This window comes from Serratia sp. 121840015-1 (assembly GCF_053627655.1).
The window spans coordinates 455,671-481,074 of sequence record NZ_JBSEYF010000002.1 but is presented as its reverse complement, the minus strand read 5'-3'; the positions used below and the strand labels follow the sequence as shown (position 1 = coordinate 481,074).

The window sequence follows — 25,404 nt, the reverse complement described above, 5'->3', positions numbered from 1 at the left end:
CCTTACCTCTTCACAAACGCCTGAGCCTTGGTCAGGCGCGTTTCATAATCAATTCGCAGCAACAGCACGATGGCCGTCGACATAATCAGCAAGCTCGAGCCGCCGTAACTGATCAGCGGCAGCGTCAGACCTTTGGTCGGCAGCATGCCCGCGGCGGCGCCGACGTTAACCAGCGCCTGGAAGCTGAACCATACGCCGATCGCGCAGGCCAGGAAGCCGGAGAAGCGTTGGTCGATCTCCAGCGCGCGGCGCCCGATGGACATCGCGCGAAAAGCGACGAAGAATACCATTAACAGGGCTAAAACCACACCGATATAGCCCAGTTCTTCACCCAAAATGGAGAAGATGAAGTCGGTGTGTGCTTCCGGCAAATACTCCAGTTTCTGCACCGAGTTGCCGAGCCCCTGTCCCCAGAACTCGCCGCGGCCGAACGCCATCAGCGACTGGGTCAGCTGGTAGCCGCTGCCGAACGGATCGGCCCACGGGTTCCAGAACGACGTCACGCGGCGCATACGGTACGGTTCCGCGATGATCAGCAGCACCACGGCGAACACGCCAGAGCCGATGATCGCCAGGAACTGCCACATTTTCGCGCCGGCCAGGAACAGCATCGCCAGCGTGGTGATGAACAGTACCACCACGGTACCGAGGTCCGGCTGCGCCAGCAGCAGCACTGCCAGCACCACCATCACGCCCATCGGCTTGCAGAAGCCCCAGAAGTTGCTGCGTACCTCTTCCACCTTGCGCACCAGATAGCTCGCCAGGTAGCAGAACAGCGACAGCTTGGACAGCTCCGCCGGCTGAATACGCAGCGGGCCAAGCGCGATCCAGCGCGAGGCCCCGTTCACCGAACTCCCCACCACCAGCACGATCAGCAGCATCACGATCGACATCAGCAGCATCACGTTGCTGTAGCGCTGCCAAATCTCCATCGGGACGCGCAGCGTCACCAGCGACAGGCCGAACGCCAGGCCGAGGTACAGCGCGTCGCGTTTGGCGAACAGGAACGGATCGTCCGCCAGGCGTTGGCCGATCGGCATCGACGCCGAGGTCACCATCACGAAGCCGATGATCGCCAACCCGAAGGTCAGCCACAGCAGGGTGCGATCGTACAGCACCATGTTGACCGCGTCGTTGTCGCGCGCGCCGGTCACCCAGTCTTTCAGCCGTTCTGTCAGCCCGAAGTTCGGCAAGCGTAGTTTCATCCGCCAAGCTCCTGCGCCAGGCGGGCGAACTCATCGCCGCGCACTTCAAAATTACGGAACTGATCGAGGCTGGCGCAGGCCGGCGACAGCAATACCATGTCGCCAGGCTGTACGCGGCCGGCGATGGTGTGCATCGCCTGCTCCATGGTCTCGGTCAGCGTCGCCACCTCCGGCCGTAGCTGTGCCAGCTGGGCGCCGTCGCGGCCAAAGCAGTACAGACGCACGTTGTCGCCCTGCAGATAGCGCGCCAGCGGCGAGAAATCGGCGGACTTGCCGTCGCCGCCCAGCAGCAAATGCAACGTGCCGTCTACCTGCAGGCCGTTCAGCGCCGCTTCGGTGCTGCCGACGTTGGTGGCTTTGGAGTCGTTGATCCAACGCACGCCGTTGTTCTCCCAGGCCAGCTGGAAGCGGTGCGCCAGGCCGGTGAAGGTGGTCAGCGCCTTCAGGCTGGACGCGCGCGGGATATTGACCGCATCCGCCAACGCCAACGCTGCCAGGGCGTTGGTGTAGTTGTGGCGGCCGGTCAGTTTCATCTCGCGCGTATTCAGCACTTTCTCACCGCGCACCCGCAGCCAGGTTTCCCCCTGCTGACGGTTCAGGTGATAGTCGCCCACGTCGGCGCCGAAGCTGACGCAGCGCTCGTCGGCGCCGCGCACCGGCATGGTCAGCGCATCGTCTGCGTTCACCACGCACACGGCGGCGTTTTCATACACGCGCAGCTTGGCGCCGCGATACTGCTGCAGGCCGAACGGATAGCGATCCATATGATCTTCGGTCACGTTCAGGATGGTCGCCGCCGCCGCCCGCAGGCTATACGTCGTTTCCAGCTGGAAGCTGGACAGCTCCAGCACGTAAAGCTGGCATTCCTGACGCAGCAGGCTCAGCGCCGGCAGGCCGATATTGCCGCCCACGCCCACCGCCCAACCGGCGGCTTTCGCCATCTCGCCCACCAGGGTGGTGACGGTGCTTTTGCCGTTGGAGCCGGTGATCGCCACGATCGGCGCCTGCGCTTCACGGCAGAACAGTTCGACGTCGCCGACGATTTCCACGCCGGCATCCGCCGCGGCGCTCAATGCCGGGGTCGCCAGCGCGACGCCCGGGCTGGCAACGATCAGATCCGCCGCCAGCAGCCAGTCCTGATTCAGATCGCCCAGATGACGCTCCACGCTCTCAGGCAGTTTGTCCAAGCCTGGCGGCGCGATACGGGTATCCATCACGCGCGGCGTCACGCCGCGCGCCATGAAGAAATCGACGCAGGACAGGCCGGTGAGGCCCAACCCGATGATGACGACTTTTCTACCCTGATAGTCTGCCATGATTAACGCACCTTCAGCGTTGCCAGGCCAATCAGCACCAGCATCAGCGAAATGATCCAGAAGCGCACGATAACGCGCGGCTCAGGCCAGCCTTTCAATTCATAGTGGTGGTGAATCGGCGCCATGCGGAAAATGCGTTGTCCGCGCAGCTTGAACGATCCCACCTGCAGGATCACCGACAGCGTCTCTACCACGAATACGCCGCCCATGATCACCAACAAGAACTCCTGACGCAGCAGCACCGCGATGGTGCCCAGCGCGCCGCCCAGCGCCAACGAACCGACGTCGCCCATAAACACCTGGGCCGGGTAAGTGTTGAACCACAGGAACCCGAGGCCGGCGCCGACGATGGCGGTACACACGATCACCAACTCACCGGCATGACGCAGATACGGAATATGCAGGTAGTTGGCGAAGTTCATGTTACCGGTCGCCCAGGCCACCAGCGCGAAGCCGGCCGCCACGAATACCGTCGGCATGATAGCCAGGCCGTCCAGGCCGTCGGTCAGGTTGACCGCGTTGCTGGTGCCGACGATCACGAAATAGGCCAGCAGGATGTACAGCAGGCCCAGCTGCGGCATCACGTCCTTAAAGAACGGCACAACCAGCTCGGTGGCTGGCGTGTCTTTTCCTACGGCGTACATGGCGAATGCGACAATCAGCGCAATCACCGACTGCCAGAAATACTTCCAGCGGGCGATCAGCCCTTTGGTGTCCTTACGCACCACCTTGCGGTAGTCGTCGACGAAGCCGACGATGCCGTAACCCACCAGCACGAACAGCACGCACCAGACATACGGGTTGGACGGGTAAGCCCACATCAGCACCGAAATGGTGATGGAGGTCAGGATCATGATGCCGCCCATGGTCGGCGTGCCGCGCTTGCTGAAGTGCGACTCGGGGCCGTCGTTACGCACCACCTGGCCGAAGGACATTTCTTGCAGGCGCTTGATCACCCGAGGGCCCATCCACAGCGACAGGAACAGTGCGGTCAGCAGGCTGACAATGGCTCGGAACGTCAGATAAGAAAAGACGTTGAAGCCTGAGTAATACTTGACCAAATGCTCGGCCAGCCAAACTAACATGGTGCTTTCTCCTGTAACGCGCGTACTACCTGCTCCATTGCGGCACTACGTGAACCTTTGATTAACACGGTAATGACCGCATGTTCCGACAGTAATTCCGCCACGCGCGCGATCACTGCTGTCTTGTCTTGATAATGTTCGCCGTTGCCGGACGCTTCGCTCAGCACGCGGCTCAAACCGCCGACGCTGATCACCTTGTCGACGCCGGCCAGACGGGCGGCTTCGCCCACCTGACGGTGGCACTCTTCCGCTTCCGCGCCCAGCTCGGCCATATCGCCGACCACCATCACGCGGTAGCCCGGCATCTCTGCCAGCACCTGCGCCGCCGCGATCATCGACCCGACGTTGGCGTTATAGCTGTCGTCCAGCAGCAGCTTGCCTTCGGCCAGCGCCACCGGGAACAGACGCCCCGGCACCGCCTGCAGCTGTTTCAGCCCCTGACGCACCGCTTCGAGGGTGGCGCCTACCGACGTCGCCAGCGCGGTCGCCGCCAGCGCATTGGCCACGTTGTGGCGCCCCGGCAGCGGCAGCGCGATCTCGGCGGTGCCGAACGGGCTGTGCAGCGTGAACTGCGTGCCTGCACCGTTCACCCGCACGTTATCCGCGAAGAAGTCCACGCCTGCGGCAGCCTGTGGCGAGAAGCGCCAGACGGTTTTGCCGCCCAGCATGCTCTGCCAGTGCGGCCAGTCGTTGTTATCGGCGTTGATGATCGCCACGCCGTCGGCCGGCAGGCCGGTAAAGATTTCACCTTTCGCCTGGGCGACGCCGGCCAGCGAGCCGAAGCCTTCCAGGTGCGCAGCCGCCAGGTTGTTCACCAAAGCGGTCTGCGGACGCGTCAATGCGGTGGTGTAAGCGATTTCGCCAATATGGTTAGCGCCCAGCTCTACCACGGCAAAATCATGCTGCGGCTCCAGACGTAACAGCGTCAGCGGCACGCCGATGTCGTTATTGAAGTTGCCGGCGGTATACAGCACTTCGCCGCATTCGCGCAGAATGGCGGCGGTCATTTCTTTCACCGAGGTCTTGCCCGAGGAACCGGTCAGCGCCACCACGCGCGCCGGCACCTGCTGACGCACCCAGGCGCCAAGCTGCCCCAGCGCCAGACGGGTGTCTTGCACCACCAGCTGCGGCGCGTCCACCAATAAGCGCTTACTGACCAGCAGCGCCCCGGCACCTGCGGCTACGGCATCCGCCGCAAAGTCGTGAGCGTCGAAACGCTCGCCTTTCAGCGCCACAAACAGGCAACCGGCGGTCACCTTGCGGGTGTCTGTCGTCACCTCGACAATTTGGCAATCGGCGCCGATCAGTTCAGCGCTCAATACCTCAGCCAGTGTCTGAAGAGAGACAGGGATCATGCCAGCACCCCCAGCAGTCGGGCGACCGTCGTGCGGTCGGAGTAATCCAGGCGGCGGTTGCCCACCAGCTGATAATCTTCGTGGCCTTTGCCTGCCACCAACACCACATCCTGTTCTTGCGCCTGCATGATGGCGCTGGTCACCGCTTCGGCGCGGCCGTGGATCACCAACGCCTGCCCGGCGTCCAGCAATCCGGTCAGGATGTCGTTGATAATCGCGCGCGGCTCTTCGGTACGCGGGTTGTCATCGGTGATCACCACGCGATCGGCGAACTGCTCGGCGATGCCGCCCATCAGCGGACGCTTGCCCTTGTCGCGATCGCCGCCGCAGCCGAACACGCACCACAGCTGCCCCTGGCAGTGCAGGCGCGCGGCTTCCAACGCTTTCTCCAGCGCATCCGGCGTGTGGGCGTAATCCACCACTACCGTCGGTTTGCCCGGCGCGTTAAACACTTCCATGCGGCCACAGACCGGCTGCAGGCGGCTGCCGGTTTCCACCAGCGCCTCCAGCGGATAGCCCAGCGACAGCAGCGTCGCCAAGGCCAGCAGCAGGTTGCTGACGTTGAAAGCGCCCATCAGGCGGCTTTCGATCTCGCCATCGCCCCAGCTGGAGCTGAAACGAACGGTGGCGCCGTTGTCGTGATAATCGACCGCCGTGGTTTTCAGCCAGCGGCCGTGGCCGCCCGGCTGCAGGTTGCCCTGCATCGTCACCGCCACCGCATCCGGCAGCTTGCTCAGCCAGCGCAGACCGACTTCATCGTCGGCGTTGATGATCGCCTGCCCCACGCTGTGGGCGGCGAACAGCGACCATTTGGCCGCCTCGTAATTGGCCATGTCACCGTGGTAATCCAGGTGATCGCGGCTCAGGTTGGTGAAGACCGCCGCGGCGAACGGCAGCGCCGCCACCCGGTGTTGCACCAGACCGTGGGAAGAGACTTCCATGGCGGCGAAGGTCGCGCCCTGTTCCGCCAAATCGTTTAATACGTGTTGAACATCCACCGCAGAACCGGTGGTATTCTCGGTCGGACACACCTGACCCAGCAGGCCGTTGCCGACGGTGCCCATCACCGCGCTGGTTTCGCCCAGCAGTTGGCTCCACTGCGCCAGCAGTTGGGTGGTGGTGGTTTTGCCGTTGGTGCCGGTCACGCCGACCAGGCGCAGACGCTCGCCCGGCTGGTGGTAAAAACGCCCGGCCAGCGCGGAAAGGCGCTGGTTCAGTTGGCTCAGGTAGATCACCGGCACACCGTGCATTTCAACGATGGCGCCGTCTTCGGCCTGGCCGTCAGCTTCGGCGATCACGGCGGCGACGCCCTGCGCGATGGCCTGCGGAATATAGCGGCGTCCATCCGTTTGATGGCCGACAACGGCGACAAACAGATCCCCGGCAGCCGCCACACGGCTGTCTAATGTCATTTCCCGCAGCGCGCGCCCGGGTGCCGTCGGCACCCACGGGGCGAGTAAGTCGCGCAAATTACGATCTGCCACCTGAACCCTCTTTCTTGTTAATCACTAATTCGCTTTTGTCACCGGTAGGCAACGCGTCAGGCTCGACGTTCATGGTGCGCAATACGCCGCCCATGATGGCACCGAACACCGGCGCGGAGATTGCGCCACCATAGTATTTCCCACCCTGCGGGTCGTTGATGACGACCACCAGGGCAAAACGGGGGTTACTTGCCGGCGCGACGCCGGCGGTATAAGCGATGTATCGGTTGACGTATTTGCCGTCCGGGCCCACTTTTTTCGCGGTACCGGTTTTGATGGCGATACGGTATCCCTTGATGGCGGCTTTCACGCCGCCGCCGCCCGGCAAGGCCACGCTTTCCATCATGTGCACCACGGTGCGCACCAGAGGTTCAGGGAAAACGCGTTCGCCGGCGACCGGAGGGTCAACCTTGGTGATCGACAATGGGCGATATACGCCCAGGCTGCCGATCGTTGCATAGACTCGCGCCAACTGTAACGGAGTTACCATCAGCCCGTAGCCGAAAGAGAAGGTGGCCCTCTCTATGTCAGACCACCGTTGTTTTTTTGGGTATATGCCACTGCTTTCTCCGACCAGCCCCAAATTGGTCGCTTTTCCCAGCCCAAAACGAGAGTAAGTATCTACTAACGCTGAGGACGGCATCGCTAACGCCAGCTTTGAAACACCGACGTTACTCGACTTCTGCAAGATCCCGGTCAATGACAGCTCCGAGTACCGCGCCACATCTTTGATCTCGTGGCCCTGAATGCGGTACGGGATGGTGTTCAACACACTGTTTTCTCTGACCACGCCGTTTTGCAGCGCGGTCATCACCACCATCGGCTTCACGGTTGAACCGGGTTCAAAAATATCGGTGATAGCACGGTTACGCATGGTCTCTTTCGGCGTACCGGCCATGTTATTCGGGTTGTAAGACGGGCTGTTGGCCATCGCCAGCACTTCGCCGGTGTTCACGTCGATCAGCACCGCAGTGCCCGACTCGGCCTTGTTGAACGCCACCGCGTTGTTCAGCTCGCGATACACCAGCGCCTGCAGGCGTTCATCGACGCTCAGCACCAGGTTGTGCGCCGCCTGGCTGTCTACGGAGGAAATATCTTCGATGACCCGGCCGAAGCGGTCCTTACGCACCGTTCTCTCGCCCGGTTGCCCGGTCAGCCAGCGGTCGAAGCTCTTCTCGACGCCTTCAATGCCTTGTCCGTCGATGTTGGTCACGCCGATGATGTGCGACGTCACCTGCCCCGCCGGGTAGTACCGGCGCGACTCCTGCCGCAGGTAGATCCCCGGCAGCTTGAGCTTGTGGATGTAGTCGCCGATCGCCGGGTTCACCTGGCGCGCCAGATAAACGAAGCGCCCTTTCGGGTTGGCGTTGATGCGGTTGGAGAGTTGGTCCAGCGGGATGTTCAGCGCATCGGAAAGCGCTTTCCAACGGCTGTCCAGCGTGATACCGCCGCGCTCGTTCAGCTCTTTCGGATCCGCCCACACCGCATTGACCGGCACGCTGACCGCCAACGGACGGCCGGCGCGATCGCTGATCATGCCGCGCGCGGTCGGCACTTCCTGCACGCGCAGCGAACGCATGTCGCCTTCTTTCACCAGACGATCGGGGTTGATGACCTGCAGGTACGCGACGCGCAGCATCAGGCCAACCATCGCCAGCAAAATGCAGCCGCACAGCAACGCAAAACGCCAGCTGACAAAGCTGGCCTGATCTTCCTGGCGTCTCAACTTACCGGGGCGCGCTGCTTTCATGCGTTTCCTTTCTACTCCGTGTCATTATTCCGGTTAAACCATTCATTGTTTAACGATGATATTTTCCTGCGATGGATCAACGTGTTGCATCTGCAGTTTTTCTGTCGCGATACGTTCAACCCGGCTGTGATCGCCGAGGGCGTTCTCTTCTAAAATCAGGTTGCGCCACTCGATATCCAGCGCATCGCGCTCCAGAACCAGCTGTTCGCGCTCGGCGGTCAGCAGGCGGGTGCGGTGCGCGGTGGTCACCACGAAAATCGCGGAGACCAGTGACGCAATCAGTAAAATCATGGGGATCTTGGCGTTGCGCAGCAGGTCGCCGCCAATAACCCCGACCAAACCGTGGCGTTCGTTGCCGATCACGCGGGCATCCTCTCAGCAATACGCAGCACCGAGCTGCGCGCACGCGGGTTGTCCGCCACTTCCGCTTCCGAAGGCATCATTTTGCCCAGCGCTTTCAGCGTTCGCCCGCCCATGCTGCGCAGTTGCTCTTCGGTCAACGGAATGCCCGCCGGCACCTGGGCGCCGCGGCTATGGTGACGCATAAAGCGTTTGACGATGCGGTCTTCCAGCGAGTGGAAGCTGATGATCGACAAACGGCCCTGTGGGGCCAGCACTTCCAGCGCGCCGTCGAGCGCACGCTCGATCTCTTCCAGCTCGCTGTTGATATAGATACGAATCGCCTGGAAGCTGCGCGTCGCCGGATGCTTGTGCTTTTCACGGAACGGACTGGCATCGGCAATCAGATCCGCCAACTCTTTGGTGCGCGTCATCGGCTCCACGCGGTTTCTTTCCACGATGGCGCGTGCGATGCGCTTGGCGAAACGCTCTTCGCCAAAGGTTTTCAGCACCCAAGCGATGTCGTCCGCTTCGGCCTTCATCAGCCACTCTGCGGCGGACAGGCCGGTGGACGGATCCATGCGCATGTCCAGCGGACCGTCGCGCATAAAGGAGAATCCGCGCTCTGCGTCGTCAAGCTGCGGCGAAGAAACGCCCAGATCGAGCAGAACGCCGTCGATCTTGCCCACCAATTCACGTTCCCGCACGTAGTGCGACAACTCGGAGAATGGGCCGTGTACGATGGTAAAACGAGGATCTTCAATAGATTTGGCGGCTGCAATCGCCTGAGGGTCACGGTCAATCGCCAGCAAGCGCCCTTCCGGCCCCAGCTGGGACAGAATCAGACGAGAATGGCCACCGCGACCAAAAGTACCGTCGATATATATGCCGTTGCTGCGGATGTTGAGGCCTTTGACGGCTTCGTCCAGCAGGACGGTGGTGTGTTTATAGTTTTCCAACATGCTTATAGCGACAAGTCCTGTAGCCGCTCAGACAACGGTTCCTGAGTCGACTGTTCAGCGTCAATATCATCCTTGACTTGTTGATACCAGGTCTGTTCATCCCACAGTTCAAACTTGTTGAACTGACCGACCAGCATCACTTCTTTCGTGAGCCCGGCGTGTTGCCGCAGCGTATTGGCTAACAGCAAACGACCGGCACTATCCATCTGACACTCACTGGCATGCCCCAGCAGCAGGCGCTGAACGCGGCGCTCGGCGGGATTCATGCTCGACAGACGTGATAATTTTTGTTCAATAATTTCCCATTCGGGCAAAGGATAAAGCAGCAGGCAGGGCTGATGGAGGTCAATGGTACAGACCATTTGGCCTTGCGATTCCTCGTTGAGCAATTCCCGATATCGGGTAGGTACGGCAAGCCGCCCTTTGCTGTCGAGGTTGACCATCGTCGCTCCACGGAACATTCCTGAGCTACTCCTTAGTGACCGTTTTCACCACTTTACCCCACAAATTCCCACACAATGGAGTTTACGGAGGGTATGAAAACCTTGTCAAGCCAGAGCGCCAGCGCTTTGGCAATATTTCTCTGGTCATTTTGGGAGCTGACTCGCGAAAGAAACTCTGATTATTCGACGATTAAAAATTAACACCATGATAAACGGAGAGAATTTTCTAAGCGGAAAGAATCTGATTAAAAACCTGACGAACTGGCGATTAATTAACTCATTACTTCCTTCTGCAAGCCATGTCTCATTTTTCAGCTCGGCAATCTCAGTGCGGTAACCGCTGGCGAGCCGCGCCCGCCAAGGCTCGGCGTTGGGCGAGCCGATCGCGGAATAAGGCCATAACTCCTTGAGTTAATAACGCTCAATCGTTATTCACCGTAAAACCGGGCGCTATTTTACTTCAATTTGCACGGCCGTGATGCGGCCGCGATAAAAATAAATGGTTCGGATATTACGAGCAGAAGTAATTTCGATTTAAATCAATTTGGTAAGATTATTCCCAAAATACCTGTTTACAATTATGGTTTCATTTTCTTACACCTTATTTCCACAATTTTTGCCGGAAAAAATCCCCATTCGACGCCAAAAATCGCAACCATATGTTTTTAATGAATTTATTTTAAACTACCGATTTTAATCTCTCTACCCTCTCCTCTCTCCCGGTTCTGCGGGACAAAAACCGAGCAAATGTTAAAAATAAAAATATAAATCTAGTTAAAAAAATCAATGCAGATTAGTACACTATATAAAAAGCAAAAAAGCAGTTTTAACAACCAACAATTTATAATTTAACAGAATTTTAACCAAAGGGAGGTAACACATGCTTTCGCCCGTAGCTCACTGGCGTAGCGCCGCTGCCGATACGTTCGCACTGGTGGTGTACTGCTTTATCGCCGGCATGGCGATAGAAGTGTTGATCTCCGGCATGAGCTTCCAGCAATCCCTCTCTTCGCGCCTGCTGTCGATCCCGGTCAACATCCTGATCGCCTGGCCTTACGGCCGCTATCGCGATCTGTTTATCCGCACGGCGCGCCGCTGTCCGCGCGGCCAATTCGTGCTGCGCAACCTCGCCGACCTGCTGGCCTACGTCAGCTTCCAGTCGCCGGTTTATGCCGCCATTTTGTGGAGCGTAGGCGCCGACGGCCAACAAATGCTGGCGGCGGTCACCAGCAATGCGCTGGTCTCCATGGCGATGGGCGTGGTGTATGGCTATTTCCTGGAATATTGCCGGCGGCTGTTCCGGGTGGCGGGCTACGTCTAAACCAGGAGCCCGGCAAAGCGGGCTCCTGTAGAGCGGACTATTTGCGGCTCAGGCTGCCGCGACGGAACAGATTGCGGCGGATACGCGTCAAACCCGGCTTGGGTTTACGCGGTTCATCCAGGCTGGCCAACACCAGCTCCAGCACGCGTTCGGCTACGTCACGATGGCGCTGCGCCACCGCGAGCACCGGGCACTCGAGGAAATCCAACAGTTCATGGTCGCCGAAGGTGGCAATCGCCAGATCGGTCGGCAAACGGCCACGTTGCTTCAGCGTCACGTCCATCACGCCCTGCAACAACGAGAACGAGGTGGTGAACAGCGCCTGCGGCATCGGGTGCGTTTTCAGCCATTCGGCAAACAGCGCGCCGGCGGCTTCACGTTCATAGCTGTTGGCGTACAGATAATCGACGTGGCGGGGATCTTCTTGCCAGGCCTGACGGAAGCCCTGCTCACGCAGGAAGCTCACCGAAAGCTCCGGCAAGGCGCCCAGATACAGCACCGATTCAGCCGGGAAGGTGCGCAGCTCCTGCGCCAGCGCAAAGGCGTCTTCCTGATCGGCCCCGACGACGCTGATGAAATGCTCGCGATCCAGCGCGCGGTCCAGCGCGATGATCGGCAGCGGATCGTTGGCCCAGCGTTGATAGAAAGGATGCTCCGGCGGCAAGGCGGTGGAGACGATGATGGCGTCCACCTGGCGCTGCAGCAGGTGCTCGATACAGCGCATTTCGTTGTCCGGCTGATCTTCGGAACAGGCGATCAGCAATTGGTAACCACGCTGGCGCGCCTGGCGTTCCAGGTAGTTGGCGATGCGGGTATAGCTGGTATTTTCCAGATCCGGGATCACCAGACCGATAGAACGGGTACGCCCGGCGCGCAGCCCCGCCGCGACGGCATTCGGGTGATAGTTATGCTCCCTGACCACGGCCATCACTTTCTCGACGGTTTTATCGCTGACACGATACTGCTTCGCCTTGCCGTTGATGACGTAACTGGCCGTCGTGCGCGAAACGCCCGCGAGACGCGCGATTTCATCCAGTTTCACATTAACCCCTTAATGACGCTGAAAATAGAAGTGAAGGCTGTGCTCGGATTAACCATGACATCCCGTACGGTTATTCAATCCAGCCTCTGCGATCTAACAGCAGAAAACACTGCCTAGCAACCGCTTTTGCCGAAAGGTGCCAGCAATCGGGCAAAAAATACCGAAAAACAAAGGGCGCAGCCACGCCGCGCCCCCGATTATTCGCCGCCAGACCGCGCTCAGCGCATGATTTTGTCGCCGCGCGACACGCCAACCACGCCGGAACGGGCCACTTCCACGATCTCCGCCACTTCACGCACCGCGCTCAGGAAGGCGTCGAGCTTGTCGCTGGTGCCGGCCAGCTGTACCGTGTACAGCGTCGCCGTCACATCGACGATCTGGCCGCGGAAAATGTCGGCGCAGCGCTTCACCTCTTCACGGCCGTAGCCGCTGGCCTGCAGCTTCACCAGCATGATCTCGCGCTCGACGTGGGCGCCCTGCACCAGCTCGCTGACGCGCAGCACATCCACCAGCTTGTGCAGCTGTTTCTCAATCTGCTCCAGCACTTTCTCGTCGCCGACGGTCTGGATAGTCATGCGCGACAGCGTCGGATCGTCGGTCGGTGCCACCGTCAGGCTCTCGATGTTATAACCGCGCTGGGAAAACAGCCCGACCACGCGCGACAAAGCGCCGGATTCGTTTTCCAGCAAGACAGATAAAATACGGCGCATGATCAGGTCCTCTCCGTTTTGCTAAGCCACATTTCGTCCATGCTTCCACCGCGGATCTGCATCGGGTAAACATGTTCGGTTTCATCGACGGTCACGTCGACGAACACCAGCCGCTCTTTTTCCGCCAGCGCCTGCGCCAGCTTGCTTTCCAGCTCATCCGGCGTGCGGATGGCGATACCGACATGGCCGTAAGCCTCGGCCAGCTTGACGAAGTCCGGCAGAGAATCCATGTAGGACTGCGAGTGACGGCCGGAATAAATCATGTCCTGCCACTGCTTCACCATGCCCAGATAGCGGTTGTTGAGGTTCACCACCACCACCGGCAGGTTATATTGCAGCGCGGTGGACAGCTCCTGAATGTTCATCTGAATGCTGCCATCGCCGGTCACGCACACCACGGTTTCCTCCGGCAGCGCCAGCTTGACGCCCAATGCCGCCGGCAAACCGAAGCCCATGGTGCCGAGGCCACCGGAGTTGATCCAGCGGCGCGGTTTGTCGAACGGATAATAGAGCGCGGCGAACATCTGGTGCTGGCCCACGTCCGAGGTGACATAGGCGTCGCCTTTGGTCAGGCGGTGCAGGGTTTCGATCACCGCCTGCGGCTTGATGGTGCCGCTGTGCTTGTCGTAACCCAGACAGTCGCGGGCACGCCACTGCTCGATAGACTGCCACCAATCGCGCAGCGCATCGTGATCCTGCGCTTTCTCGTCCTGCGCCAGCAGCTCCAGCATCTGCACCAGCACTTGTTTGGCATCGCCGACGATCGGTATATCGGCATCCACCGTTTTGGAAATCGAGGTCGGATCGATATCGATGTGCAGCACGGTGGCATCCGGGCAGTATTTAGCGAGGTTATTGGTGGTGCGATCGTCGAAACGCACACCGACGGCGAAGATCACATCGGCATGGTGCATGGTTTTGTTGGCTTCATAGGTGCCGTGCATGCCGAGCATGCCGACGCTCTGGCGATGGGTGCCGGGGAAAGCCCCCAATCCCATCAGGCTGCTGGTCACCGGCAGGTTCAGCTGCTCCGCCAACGCCAACAGTTCGGCTTCACAGCCGGCGTTGATCGCGCCGCCGCCGACGTACATCACCGGCTTTTTGGCCGCCAGAATGGTTTGCAACGCGCGTTTGATCTGCCCGCGGTGGCCCTGCACCGTCGGGTTATAAGAACGCATGCTCACGTCCTGCGGGTAGGCATAAGGCATCCGCACCGCCGGGCCGACGATATCTTTCGGCAGATCGATCACCACCGGGCCGGGGCGGCCGCTGGAAGCCAGGTAGAACGCCTTCTTCAACACCGCCGGGATGTCTTCGGTGCGTTTTACCAGGAAGCTGTGCTTCACCACCGGGCGAGAAATCCCCACCATATCGCACTCCTGGAAGGCGTCGTAGCCGATCAGCGAGCTGGGCACCTGCCCCGACAGCACCACCATCGGGATCGAGTCCATGTAGGCGGTGGCGATGCCGGTAATGGCGTTGGTGGCGCCGGGGCCGGAGGTCACCAGCACCACGCCCACTTCACCGGTGGCGCGCGCGTAGCCGTCGGCCATGTGCACCGCCCCCTGCTCGTGGCGCACCAGAATATGATCGATCCCTCCTACCGTATGCAGGGCGTCGTAGATATCGAGCACCGCCCCGCCGGGGTAGCCGAATACATGCTTAACGCCCTGATCGATCAACGATCGGACGACCATCTCGGCTCCTGACAACATCTCCATGGGTTTGCCTCCAGGCTTGCTTATTCTTCTCTGGCGCCGGAACGTAGCGCCTGCTGCGGGGCAATGCCCCAAAGTTTTTATGGGTTGTCGCTATCGAATTAACATAACGTCAGAATATGGGGCAGGCAAACGGCAAAATGGCTTAACGGTAGCGGGGTTATTGCCAAGCGGCTGGAGATCGCGGCTTTATAAAAACAATGCGCTAGCCTCGGGGTTGTCAGGCTAGGCATTGTTTCGAACAGGGGGGAAATTACAGAACTAAATCAGGTGAAGGATATGCCGCTTTTTTGGCCGGGCACATGGCCCGGCGGCAGCGTTAGGCCTGTTCCTGGTACATCGAGTCGATTTCACGCTGATAGCGCTGCAGGATCACTTTACGGCGCAGCTTCAGCGTTGGCGTCAACTCCCCCAGCTCCATCGAAAAGGCCGCCGGCAGCAGCGTGAACTTCTTCACCTGTTCGAAGCGCGCCAGCTCCTTTTGCATCTCGCGCAGGCGCTTTTCGAACATCTCGAGGATTTCGCCGTTGCGCAGCAGTTCCAGGCGATCCTGGTATTTCAGGTTCACTGACTTCGCGTACTCTTCCAGCGACTCAAAGCACGGCACGATCAGCGCGGAAACGAATTTACGCGCATCGGCGATGATCGCCACCTGCTCGATAAAGCGATCCTGCGCCAGCGTGCCTTCCAGCATCTGCGGCGCGATATATTTGCCGCCGGAGGTTTTCATCAAATCCTTCAGGCGTTCGGTGATGAACAGGTTGCCCTCTTCATCGATCGCCCCGGCGTCGCCGGTTTTCAGCCAGCCGTCCTCGGTAAAGGTCGCGGCGGTTTCCAACGGTTTGTTGAAATAGCCGCGCATCACGATCGGCCCGCGCACCTGGATTTCATTTTCCTCGCCAATGCGCACCTCGACCTCCGGCAGCGGTTTGCCGATGGAGCCGAAGCGGAAATGCCCCTCTTCCCAGCAGGAGACGGTCGCACAGGTTTCGGTCATGCCGTAACCGTACTTGATGTTGACGCCCATCGCCTGGAAAAACAGGATCACATTGTCGTCCAGCTTGGCGCCCGCCGCCGGAAAAAAGCGCACCCGGCCGCCGAGGATACCGCGCAGCTTGCTCAACACCAGCTTATCGGCCCAGCGGTGGGTGAAGTCGAACACTTTGCCCAACGGTTTGCCGGCGCGCTCCTGCAGGAATTTGCGCTCGCCGCAGACGATCGCCCAGTGGAACAACGCACGGCGCAGCCAAGGGGCGCGCGCCACTTTTTCGTGCACCGCGCTGAAAATCTTCTCGTAGAAACGCGGCACCGCACACATCAGCGTCGGGCGGACCTGCCCCATCGCTTCCCGCACCCAGTCGGTGTTCGGCAGGAAAACGTTCTGCGCGCCGGAATGCATCACAAAGAAGCTCCAGGCCCGCTCAAAAACGTGCGACAGCGGCAGGAAGCTGAGCGACACATCTTCTTCGCCGACCGTCAGCCTTTCATCATGAAGGTAGAGCTGCGCCGCCAGGTTGCGGTAGTCCAGCATCACTCCTTTCGGCTCGCCGGTAGTGCCCGAGGTATAGATCAGGGTGAAGAGATCCTGCAGGTCGCACTCTTCAATACGCTGCTGGCGTTGAGCGGCAAAAGTCGCCGGATCGGCAGCGCGCTCGAAGGTGCTCAGATGCTGTGCGATCTCGCAGCCGCGCAGATCGGCCCCCTCGTCGAAGACGACAATATGACGCAGCTGCGGGCAGACGCCGCGCAGCGCGATGGCGGCGTCAAGCTGCGCCTGCTCGCCGACGAACAGTATACGGATGTCGGCATCGTTGGTGATGAACGCCGCCTGTGCCGGCGTATTGGTGGAATAGAGCGGAACGCTGATGCCGCGCAGGTGAAGGATAGCGAGATCGGTCAACGCCCAGGCCATCGTGTTATTGGCGAAAATACCGATGCGTTCTTGCACTTCGACGCCCAGCCCCAGCAACCCGGCGGCAATGCAATCAATACGAGTGGCGGCCTCTCCCCAGGTCAGCTGCAACTCGCCGTTGGGCGACCATTGGCGAAAAACTGTGCGATCGGCGCGGTGGATGATTTGATGCTGTATACGATGGATCAAATGGTATTGCAGCAGATTAGTGATCATAGTGCTCTAAGCCTGAAATGAATCAAACAGTTAAGCCGGAACGACGCCTTACGGCCCTCATCTCAGCTTACACGTGTTTACTTTTTTCTGCGCAGTCTACCTAGTCTCAGGCAGGGGGAAAAGCGATTTCAGCGTAGAAGTGTGAGCCAAAACTCAGTCCGGCTTCCGCACTTTCATTGGTTGGACAAAACGGGGAGGAAAAGGTTTGCTGATGGCAATAAAACGCGGCCCATCCGGGCCGCCGCATCGAGTTAGTTTAAAATACCAGCCGGAAAGTAAAAATCAGAATATTAATTTATATTAATTATTTTTGCTGAACGAACAAACTCACTCTGAAAATAAGTTATTTTATCGCCGTAAAACCAAGAAACATCTTAATAAAAACACAGATAGTTCTTAGTTTTTATCATGAGAAAAAAACGCTCAGTTGAATATTATCTTTATGTGGCTCCCATTCTTTATCGCTTTACTTTGGGTTACCTGCCTCAATCAGGACGGATTTCATCCACTGGTGGCCTTTATCCCGCTCGGAGGATTCATGCCAGGAGAGATAGCAGGTGGCTTTATTCTCGTTGCCACATAAAGGAACCGCCTTTATTTTCAACGCTTCCGTCTGCTGTCGCACCAACCAAGCGGGCGCAATCGCCACCATTTCCGTTTGCGACACCATATTCAACACGCTGTAGAGATCCGTGCACTGTTGCGTCACGGCGCGCAGCATCGGCTCCTCTAAATAAAAAGGTTTACTGAACGATCCAAAACTCTCCAGGGAAACCGCAGCGTGCTGCTCGGCCAGCATGTGCTCCGGCGTCACCTCCTCGCCTATTCTCGGATGCGCCTGCGCAACCGCCAGCACTAATTCGTCGTCGAACATCGCCAGGCTGCGAAACTCCGCCGATTCGAAACGGCTGTAGCCGATGACAAACTCGACGTCCTGATAACGCAATTGATGCTCAATATTATTGTTGATGTACGACTTTATTTGCAGGTTAAGCTGCGGCGCGATCTGTTTGACGTGATTGATTATCCCGGCGCCCAGACGCAAATCGAGCGGGCTGCACAGCGACAGGGAGAACGCTCGCGTGCTGGTCAGCGGTTCGAACTCGGCGCCCGGCAACTCATTTTGCACCAGCTGCAGCGCTTGCCGCACCGGCCCAAAAAGCTGCCTGGCCCGCATGGTGGGCTGGATCCCGCGCCCACAGCGCACGAAAAGCTCATCGTTGAACATCACCTTCAGGCGCGCCACCGCGTTGCTCACCGCCGGCTGCGACATCCCTAACGAATTAGCGGCTCGCGTAATATTTTGCATTTGCATCACGGCGTCAAACACCGTCAGCAAATTAAGATCGACGCTGCGCAAATGAATGTCCGCCGGCTCTTTGACCATGGCGATTTCTGAATCATATTCAGCCATATTTCACTCCACTAAATCCTGTGTAGATAATCTAATCCTTATGCTCGACAAACAATGAAACGCCGCATTGTCTTATCTTTGCACGACAAATCCTGCCATTACCGCCATCAGCCGATAAAAAACCTCGTGTTATCGTCACGATATAAGTCGTATGTGGAATACATGTCAGCAGCATCTCCCGTCAGCGGGAAGAATGCCACCTGGGTGGTACTAATAATTAGGTATCAACAATGATTAAGACAATTAAACAACCTAACCGCACAGTATGAGACAAACTATAGAAACACATCATAAGCAATCAAACCATCTAAAAACACCGCTCACTTTGTGTAAAAACGCATTATTTTGTTATATTATGACTAAAACAATCGATTAATCATATGAATTCAATTTAAATCATTTGTATTAAAAATGTTATTTTATTGCCCCCCGTGATTAATTCCTCTTATTTTTTCATCACAAATCTTAACGCAACGAAATCCAGAAGCAATTAGCGCAGTATATATTCGATTCGTTTATGCTAAGCAGCACGCAAACTGGCCCCGTTTTTTCTCTAGGGCGTCGCTTTTTTGCCGCATGATCCTCTGTTCGGCCGATTCGCCGATGCATTGTCCCCGCATTCAATCAGGTGTTGACATCGCCAGGGCAATCACGTATCAAATTAGGCAGACACCCCATTTAAGAGAAGCTGAACCCTTATGATCCGTACTCACCGTCTACTAGGCCTACTACTTAACGCATCTTGTTTGCGCGGTATGCCTGTGGACGAAGTTCGGAGCTGACTCAGCCGATCACCCATAAGAAACCCGCGCTACTGCGCGGGTTTTTTTTTTGCCCGCTTAGCGTGAAATCAACACGATAAGGAATGCACCGATGAGCCAACAAGTCATTATTTTCGATACCACGCTGCGTGATGGCGAACAGGCATTGCAGGCCAGCCTGAGCGTAAAAGAGAAGATTCAGATTGCGCTGGCGCTGGAGAGAATGGGCGTCGACGTGATGGAGGTCGGCTTCCCGGTCTCCTCGCCGGGCGACTTCGAATCGGTGCAAACCATCGCGCGCCAGATCAAGAACAGCCGCGTCTGCGGCCTGGCCCGCTGCGTAGACAAAGACATCGACGTGGCCGCAGAAGCGTTGCGCGTCGCCGAAGCGTTCCGCATCCACGTGTTCCTGGCCACCTCGACCCTGCACATTGAATCGAAGCTGAAACGCTCGTTCGACGAAGTGTTGGAGATGGCGGTGCGCTCGGTCAAACGTGCCCGCAACTACACCGACGACGTAGAGTTCTCCTGTGAAGACGCCGGCCGCACGCCGATCGACAATCTGTGCCGCGTGGTCGAAGCCGCCATCAACGCTGGCGCCACCACCATCAATATCCCGGACACCGTCGGCTACACCACGCCGAACCAGTTCGGCGGCATCATCACCACCTTGTATGACCGCGTGCCGAACATCGACAAAGCCATCATCTCCGTGCACTGCCACGACGATTTGGGCATGGCGGTCGGCAACTCCATCGCCGCGGTACAGGCCGGCGCCCGGCAGGTGGAAGGCACCCTGAACGGCATCGGTGAGCGCGCCGGCAACTGTTCGCTGGAAGAGGTGATCATGGCGATTAAAGTGCGCCAAGACATCATGAACGTGCACACCAACATCAATCATCAGGAAATTTTCCGCACCAGCCAGATCGTCAGCCAGCTGTGCAACATGCCGATCCCGGCCAACAAGGCGATCGTCGGCTCCAACGCCTTCGCCCACTCCTCCGGCATTCACCAGGACGGCGTGCTGAAGAACCGCGAAAACTACGAAATCATGACCCCGCAGTCGATCGGCCTGAAGGATGTGCAGTTGAACCTGACCTCCCGCTCCGGCCGCGCGGCGGTGAAACACCGCATGGAAGAGATGGGCTACCAGGAGCAGGACTACAACCTGGATACCCTGTACGCCGCCTTCCTGAAGCTGGCCGACAAAAAGGGCCAGGTGTTCGACTATGACCTGGAGGCGCTGGCCTTCATCAATAAACAGCAGGAAGAGCCGGAGCACTTCAGCCTGGGCTACTTCAGCGTGCAGTCCGGCAGCAGCATCATGGCTACCGCCTCGGTGAAACTGATCTGCGGCGGCGAAGAGAAAGCCGAGGCCGCCACCGGCAATGGCCCGGTCGATGCGGTTTATCAGGCAATCAACCGCATCACCGACTACCCGATCGAGCTGGTGAAATACCAGCTGACCGCCAAGGGCCATGGCCGCGACGCGCTGGGCCAGGTGGATATCGTGGTCTCATACAACGGCCGCCGCTTCCACGGCGTAGGTCTGGCGACCGACATCGTCGAATCCTCCGCCAAGGCGATGGTGCACGTGTTGAACAATATTTGGCGCTCACAGCAGGTAGAAAAAGAAAAGCAGCGCCTGCAGCAAAACAAACATCAAAATAATCAGGAAACGGTGTGAACATGACGAAGACTTATCACATTGCCGTCTTGCCCGGAGACGGCATCGGCCCGGAAGTAATGGCTCAGGCGCGCAAAGTGTTGGACGCGGTGCGTCAACGCTTTGACATTCGCATCACCACTGCCGAATACGACGTCGGCGGCATCGCCATCGATCGCCACGGCAGCCCGCTGCCGCCGGCGACCGTCGCCGGCTGCGAGCAGGCCGACGCCATCCTGTTCGGATCGGTAGGCGGCCCGAAATGGGAACACCTGCCGCCGGCCGAGCAGCCGGAACGCGGCGCGCTGTTGCCGCTGCGCAAGCACTTCAAGCTGTTCAGCAACCTGCGCCCGGCACGCCTGTATCAAGGGCTGGAGGCATTCTGCCCGCTGCGCGCCGACATCGCCGCCCGCGGCTTCGACATTCTGTGCGTGCGCGAACTGACCGGCGGCATCTACTTCGGCCAGCCGAAGGGCCGCGAAGGCCAGGGCATGCAGGAGCGCGCTTTCGATACCGAGGTGTATCACCGTTTCGAGATTGAACGCATAGCACGCATCGCCTTCGAATCCGCCCGCAAGCGCCGCCACAAGGTGACGTCGATCGACAAGGCCAACGTGCTGCAGAGTTCCATCCTGTGGCGTGAGGTGGTCAATCAGGTCGCCAAGGATTACCCGGACGTGTCGCTGTCGCACATGTATATCGACAACGCCACCATGCAGCTGATCAAGGATCCGTCCCAGTTCGACGTGCTGCTGTGCTCCAACCTGTTCGGCGACATCCTGTCCGACGAATGCGCGATGATCACCGGCTCGATGGGCATGTTGCCGTCCGCCAGCCTGAACGAGCAAGGCTTCGGCCTGTACGAACCGGCGGGCGGTTCCGCGCCGGATATTGCAGGCAAAGGCATCGCCAACCCGATTGCGCAGATCCTGTCCGCCACCCTGCTGCTGCGTTACAGCCTGGGCGCCGATGAAGCGGCCGACGCCGTGGAGCGCGCCATCAACCAGGCGTTGGAACAGGGCTACCGCACCGCCGATCTGGCCGGTGACGGCAAAGCCGTCAGCACCGATGAAATGGGCGACATCATCGCTCGCTTTGTAGCTCAGGGGGCATAACATGGCCAAGACCTTATACCAGAAGCTGTACGACGCCCACTTGGTGCACGAAGCGCCGAACGAAACGCCGTTGCTGTATATCGACCGTCACCTGGTGCACGAAGTCACTTCGCCGCAGGCGTTCGACGGCCTGCGCGCCATGGGCCGCAAGGTGCGCCAGCCCGGCAAAACCTTCGCCACCATGGATCACAACGTGTCGACCCAGACTAAAGACATCAACGCCAGCGGCGAAATGGCGCGCATCCAGATGCAGGAGCTGATCAAGAACTGCGCGGAATTCGGCGTTTCGCTGTATGACCTGAATCACCCGTTCCAGGGCATCGTACACGTGATCGGGCCTGAGCAAGGCATGACGCTGCCGGGCATGACCATCGTATGCGGCGACTCGCACACCGCCACCCACGGCGCTTTCGGCTCGCTGGCGTTCGGCATCGGCACCTCCGAGGTGGAACACGTGCTGGCGACCCAGACCCTGAAGCAGGGCCGCGCCAAGACCATGAAGATTGAAGTCACCGGCGACGCCGCCGTGGGCATCACCGCCAAAGACATCGTGCTGGCGGTGATCGGCAAAACCGGCAGCGCCGGGGGCACCGGCCACGTGGTGGAGTTCTGCGGCAAGGCAATCGAAGCGTTGAGCATGGAAGGCCGCATGACCCTGTGCAACATGGCGATCGAAATGGGCGCCAAGGCCGGGTTGGTCGCACCGGACGACACCACCTTCGCCTACCTGAAAGGGCGCCAGTTCGCACCAACCGGCGAAAACTGGGAGCAGGCGGTCGCCTATTGGCGCACGCTGAAGTCCGATGCCGACGCCCAATTCGATACCGTGGTGACGCTGCACGCCGAAGAGATCGCGCCGCAGGTCACCTGGGGCACCAACCCCGGCCAGGTGATCGCCGTCAATCAGGCGATCCCGGCGCCGGAATCGTTCAGCGATCCGGTCGAGCGCGCCTCTGCGGAAAAAGCCTTGGCTTACATGGATTTGAAACCGGGCATCAAATTGACCGACGTGCCGATCGATAAAGTGTTCATCGGCTCCTGCACCAACTCACGCATCGAAGATCTGCGCGCGGCGGCGGCGATTGCCAAGGGGCGCAAGGTCGCCAGCGGCGTGCAGGCCATCGTGGTGCCGGGATCCGGCCCGGTGAAGGCCCAGGCGGAAGCCGAAGGGTTGGACAAAATCTTTATCGAAGCCGGTTTCGAATGGCGTTTACCGGGTTGTTCGATGTGCCTGGCGATGAACAACGACCGCCTGAATCCGGGCGAGCGCTGCGCATCCACCAGCAACCGTAACTTCGAAGGGCGTCAGGGCCGCGGTGGGCGTACCCACCTGGTCAGCCCGGCGATGGCCGCCGCGGCCGCCGTCGCCGGTCACTTCGCCGACATCCGTGATATTCACTAAGGGGCTAACGTGGCTAAATTTACTCAACATACCGGCTTAGTGGTGCCTTTGGATGCGGCCAACGTCGACACCGACGCCATTATTCCCAAGCAGTTTTTGCAGAAGGTGACCCGTACCGGCTTCGGCCAGCACCTGTTCAACGATTGGCGCTTCCTCGACGACGCCGGCCAACAGCCGAACCCGGAGTTCGTGCTGAATAAACCGCGCTATAAAGGCGCGAGCATCCTGCTGGCGCGCGAGAACTTCGGCTGCGGTTCCTCGCGCGAACACGCGCCTTGGGCGCTGACCGATTACGGGTTCAAAGTGGTGATCGCGCCGAGCTTCGCCGATATCTTCTACGGCAACTCGTTCAATAACCAGCTGTTGCCGGTGACGCTGAGCGAGCAGCAGGTGGATGAGCTGTTCAACCTGGTCGGCGCCAATGAAGGAACGGAGTTCGTGGTGGATCTGGAGAACCAGACGGTCAACGCCGGCGGAAAAAGCTATCCGTTCGAAATCGACAGCTTCCGCCGCCACTGCATGATCAACGGGCTGGACAGCATCGGCCTGACGCTGCAGCACGAAGCGGACATCTCCCGCTACGAAGCGCAGCAGCCGGCGTTTCTGAATTAATCCCCTTCACCCGCCGCCCGGCGGGTGAATTTTTTCCTCACCAGTAGCCCAGCAGCTTCCACCACGCCCCGCCGATCAGCATCCAAATCAGCAGGTTAACCACGCTCATCACCAGCCCCGCTTTCCACCATTCCCCCAGCGTCACGTAGCCGGAGCCGAAGATGATCGGCGCGGTCCCGGTGCCGTAATGCGTCAGCGACATCATCAGCGAGGAAGAGAACGCCAGGATCAGGCCCAGCAGCGCCGGCGGCGCGCCGAGCGCGATGCCGGCGGCGAAGAAGGCGGCGAACATCGCCGTCACGTGCGCGGTGGTGCTGGCGAAGAAATAGTGCGAATACAAATAGATGAGGGTCAGCAAGATCGTGCCGCCCACCCAGCTCATGCCCATATGGTCGATGCCGTTGCCCACGGTTTGCGACAGCCAGCCGATCAGCCCCAGCTTGCCGAGGAAGCTGGCCATCATCACCAGCGCCGAGAACCATACCACGGTGTCCCAGGCACCTTTATGCTTGAGCACATCCTCCCAGCTCAGCACGCCGGTGGCCAACAGCACCGCCAGGCCGATCAGCGCCGCGGTGGTGGGATTGACCGCCAGCGCCGGGCCGAAGATCATCGCCGGAATGCCGGCCCACAGCACCAGCAACAGCGCGAACACCCCGAGGGTGATTTTCTCCGGCAGCGTCACTGGCCCCAGCGCCTGCAGTTTTTCGCGCGCGAAGCGCGGCGCGTCCGGGGTCCTCTTCACCTCCGGCGGATACAGCAGATAGATGACCAACGGCATCACGATCAGCGAGCACAGCCCCGGCACCAGCGCGGCGACTGCCCACATCGACCAGGACAGTTCGAAGCTGCCGTGGGTGCCTTTGGCAATCAGGCTGACGATCAGCGGGTTAGGCGCGGTGGCGGTGATAAACATCGCCGAAGTGACCGGGTTGATGTTGTAGTTCACCAGCGACAGATAGCGACCGATTTTACCGGAGGTATTGAGCTCGGGTTTGGAACCGAAGCTGTCAGCGATCGACTTCATGATCGGGTGAATGATACCCCCGCCGCGTGCGGTGTTGCTCGGCGTCACCGGCGCCAGCGTGGTTTCCGCCAGCGTCAGCGCATAGGCGATACCCAGCGTTTTTTTGCCAAACAGCGAAATGAAGTAGTAGCCAATGCGCGCGCCCAGCCCGGTTTTGTTCAGGCTGAGGGAGATCATGATCGAAAAACCGATCAGCCAGATCAGCTGGTTGGAAAAGCCGCTGAGCGCGTCGTCCAGCGCGGCGCCCGGCTTGCCGGGGTTGGTGACGCCGGTCACCGCCACCAGGGCGATGGCAATCACCGAGACCGCGCCGATCGGCATCGCCTTGCCGATGATGGCGATGATGGTGCCGATAAACAGCGCCAGCAGCTGCCAGGCGTTGGGTGCAACGCCCTCCGGCACGGGAATGAGGAACCAGATAATCAGCGTGGCGGCGAGGGCGCACAGGGAAGGAAGCGGTTTGAGCGGTGTGAGTTTATCCATAACGTTCCCACTGTTCTAAACAACAAAGGCGGCGTCTCAATAGCGAGACGGGCGTGGGCGCAACGA

At 59.4% G+C, this 25,404-nt stretch carries 20 protein-coding genes; 5 read left to right on the top strand and 15 right to left on the bottom strand.

Annotated elements, in window-relative coordinates:
• Positions 1–2 precede the first annotated feature (2 nt).
• From ftsW to mraZ, 9 genes are read right to left on the bottom strand one after another with little or no spacing between them, the layout of a single operon-like run.
• Positions 3–1,205 carry a cell division protein FtsW gene (gene ftsW / locus ACUXAC_RS15695; protein WP_038873480.1) on the bottom strand — a complete coding sequence of 401 codons (1,203 nt, stop codon included), beginning with the start codon at positions 1,203–1,205 and terminating at the stop codon, positions 3–5.
• Positions 1,202–2,521, bottom strand: a complete 1,320-nt coding sequence (gene murD, locus ACUXAC_RS15690) for a UDP-N-acetylmuramoyl-L-alanine--D-glutamate ligase (RefSeq protein ID WP_159317645.1) — start codon at positions 2,519–2,521, stop codon at positions 1,202–1,204. Before murD ends, ftsW begins: the two co-directional genes overlap by 4 nt.
• Positions 2,522–2,523: 2 nt before the next feature.
• The gene (gene mraY / locus ACUXAC_RS15685) at positions 2,524–3,606 is read right to left on the bottom strand and encodes a phospho-N-acetylmuramoyl-pentapeptide-transferase (protein WP_004932782.1); all 1,083 of its coding nucleotides are present in this window, start codon (positions 3,604–3,606) and stop codon (positions 2,524–2,526) included.
• Positions 3,600–4,961 carry a UDP-N-acetylmuramoyl-tripeptide--D-alanyl-D-alanine ligase gene (gene murF / locus ACUXAC_RS15680; protein WP_387443161.1) on the bottom strand — a complete coding sequence of 454 codons (1,362 nt, stop codon included), beginning with the start codon at positions 4,959–4,961 and terminating at the stop codon, positions 3,600–3,602. The genes mraY and murF overlap by 7 nt, the downstream gene beginning before the upstream one ends.
• The gene (gene murE / locus ACUXAC_RS15675) at positions 4,958–6,445 is read right to left on the bottom strand and encodes a UDP-N-acetylmuramoyl-L-alanyl-D-glutamate--2,6-diaminopimelate ligase (protein ID WP_060440775.1); all 1,488 of its coding nucleotides are present in this window, start codon (positions 6,443–6,445) and stop codon (positions 4,958–4,960) included. The genes murF and murE overlap by 4 nt, the downstream gene beginning before the upstream one ends.
• Positions 6,432–8,195 carry a peptidoglycan glycosyltransferase FtsI gene (locus tag ACUXAC_RS15670; RefSeq protein ID WP_004932790.1) on the bottom strand — a complete coding sequence of 588 codons (1,764 nt, stop codon included), beginning with the start codon at positions 8,193–8,195 and terminating at the stop codon, positions 6,432–6,434. The genes murE and ACUXAC_RS15670 overlap by 14 nt, the downstream gene beginning before the upstream one ends.
• 42 nt (positions 8,196–8,237) lie before the next feature.
• A complete protein-coding gene (ftsL, locus tag ACUXAC_RS15665) occupies positions 8,238–8,558 on the bottom strand; it encodes a cell division protein FtsL (RefSeq protein ID WP_033651674.1) in 321 nt (106 codons plus the stop codon).
• Entirely contained in the window at positions 8,555–9,496 is a 942-nt protein-coding gene (gene rsmH, locus ACUXAC_RS15660; RefSeq protein ID WP_421115332.1) for a 16S rRNA (cytosine(1402)-N(4))-methyltransferase RsmH, read from the bottom strand. The genes ftsL and rsmH overlap by 4 nt, the downstream gene beginning before the upstream one ends.
• Positions 9,497–9,498: 2 nt before the next feature.
• A complete protein-coding gene (gene mraZ / locus ACUXAC_RS15655; RefSeq protein ID WP_025159638.1) occupies positions 9,499–9,957 on the bottom strand; it encodes a division/cell wall cluster transcriptional repressor MraZ in 459 nt (152 codons plus the stop codon).
• A gap of 862 nt (positions 9,958–10,819) precedes the next feature.
• Here mraZ and ACUXAC_RS15650 point away from each other — a divergent pair.
• The gene (locus ACUXAC_RS15650; RefSeq protein ID WP_060422463.1) at positions 10,820–11,260 is read left to right on the top strand and encodes an L-alanine exporter AlaE; all 441 of its coding nucleotides are present in this window, start codon (positions 10,820–10,822) and stop codon (positions 11,258–11,260) included.
• Positions 11,261–11,297: 37 nt separating this feature from the next.
• Here ACUXAC_RS15650 and cra read toward each other — a convergent pair whose 3' ends face one another.
• The 5 genes from cra to leuO form a co-directional block, all read right to left on the bottom strand.
• Positions 11,298–12,302 carry a catabolite repressor/activator gene (gene cra, locus ACUXAC_RS15645; protein ID WP_004932801.1) on the bottom strand — a complete coding sequence of 335 codons (1,005 nt, stop codon included), beginning with the start codon at positions 12,300–12,302 and terminating at the stop codon, positions 11,298–11,300.
• Between the two features lie 218 nt (positions 12,303–12,520).
• Positions 12,521–13,012, bottom strand: coding sequence for an acetolactate synthase small subunit (ilvN, locus tag ACUXAC_RS15640; protein WP_004932806.1), 492 nt, complete (start codon positions 13,010–13,012; stop codon positions 12,521–12,523).
• A gap of 2 nt (positions 13,013–13,014) precedes the next feature.
• Positions 13,015–14,733: an acetolactate synthase 3 large subunit gene (gene ilvI, locus ACUXAC_RS15635; protein ID WP_041033253.1), complete on the bottom strand. Its 1,719-nt coding sequence runs from the start codon at positions 14,731–14,733 to the stop codon at positions 13,015–13,017.
• Between the two features lie 316 nt (positions 14,734–15,049).
• Complete coding sequence (locus ACUXAC_RS15630; protein ID WP_454266776.1) at positions 15,050–16,858, bottom strand: AMP-dependent synthetase/ligase; 1,809 nt, start codon at positions 16,856–16,858, stop codon at positions 15,050–15,052.
• A gap of 466 nt (positions 16,859–17,324) precedes the next feature.
• Positions 17,325–18,272: a transcriptional regulator LeuO gene (gene leuO, locus ACUXAC_RS15625; RefSeq protein WP_060422459.1), complete on the bottom strand. Its 948-nt coding sequence runs from the start codon at positions 18,270–18,272 to the stop codon at positions 17,325–17,327.
• An 873-nt stretch (positions 18,273–19,145) separates the two neighbouring features.
• Here leuO and leuA point away from each other — a divergent pair.
• Genes leuA through leuD form a run of 4 tightly spaced genes read left to right on the top strand, consistent with a single transcriptional unit; the run spans position 19,146 to position 23,828 of the window.
• Entirely contained in the window at positions 19,146–20,720 is a 1,575-nt protein-coding gene (gene leuA, locus ACUXAC_RS15620) for a 2-isopropylmalate synthase (protein WP_004932820.1), read from the top strand.
• 2 nt (positions 20,721–20,722) lie between these two features.
• Positions 20,723–21,814 carry a 3-isopropylmalate dehydrogenase gene (gene leuB / locus ACUXAC_RS15615; protein WP_033649192.1) on the top strand — a complete coding sequence of 364 codons (1,092 nt, stop codon included), beginning with the start codon at positions 20,723–20,725 and terminating at the stop codon, positions 21,812–21,814.
• A 1-nt stretch (position 21,815) separates the two neighbouring features.
• A complete protein-coding gene (gene leuC, locus ACUXAC_RS15610) occupies positions 21,816–23,216 on the top strand; it encodes a 3-isopropylmalate dehydratase large subunit (protein ID WP_197795408.1) in 1,401 nt (466 codons plus the stop codon).
• 9 nt (positions 23,217–23,225) lie between these two features.
• A complete protein-coding gene (gene leuD, locus ACUXAC_RS15605; protein WP_060422456.1) occupies positions 23,226–23,828 on the top strand; it encodes a 3-isopropylmalate dehydratase small subunit in 603 nt (200 codons plus the stop codon).
• A gap of 37 nt (positions 23,829–23,865) precedes the next feature.
• Here leuD and ACUXAC_RS15600 read toward each other — a convergent pair whose 3' ends face one another.
• Positions 23,866–25,338 (bottom strand): DASS family sodium-coupled anion symporter, encoded by a 1,473-nt coding sequence (locus ACUXAC_RS15600; protein ID WP_102985462.1) that lies wholly within the window; start codon positions 25,336–25,338, stop codon positions 23,866–23,868.
• Positions 25,339–25,404 lie beyond the last annotated feature (66 nt).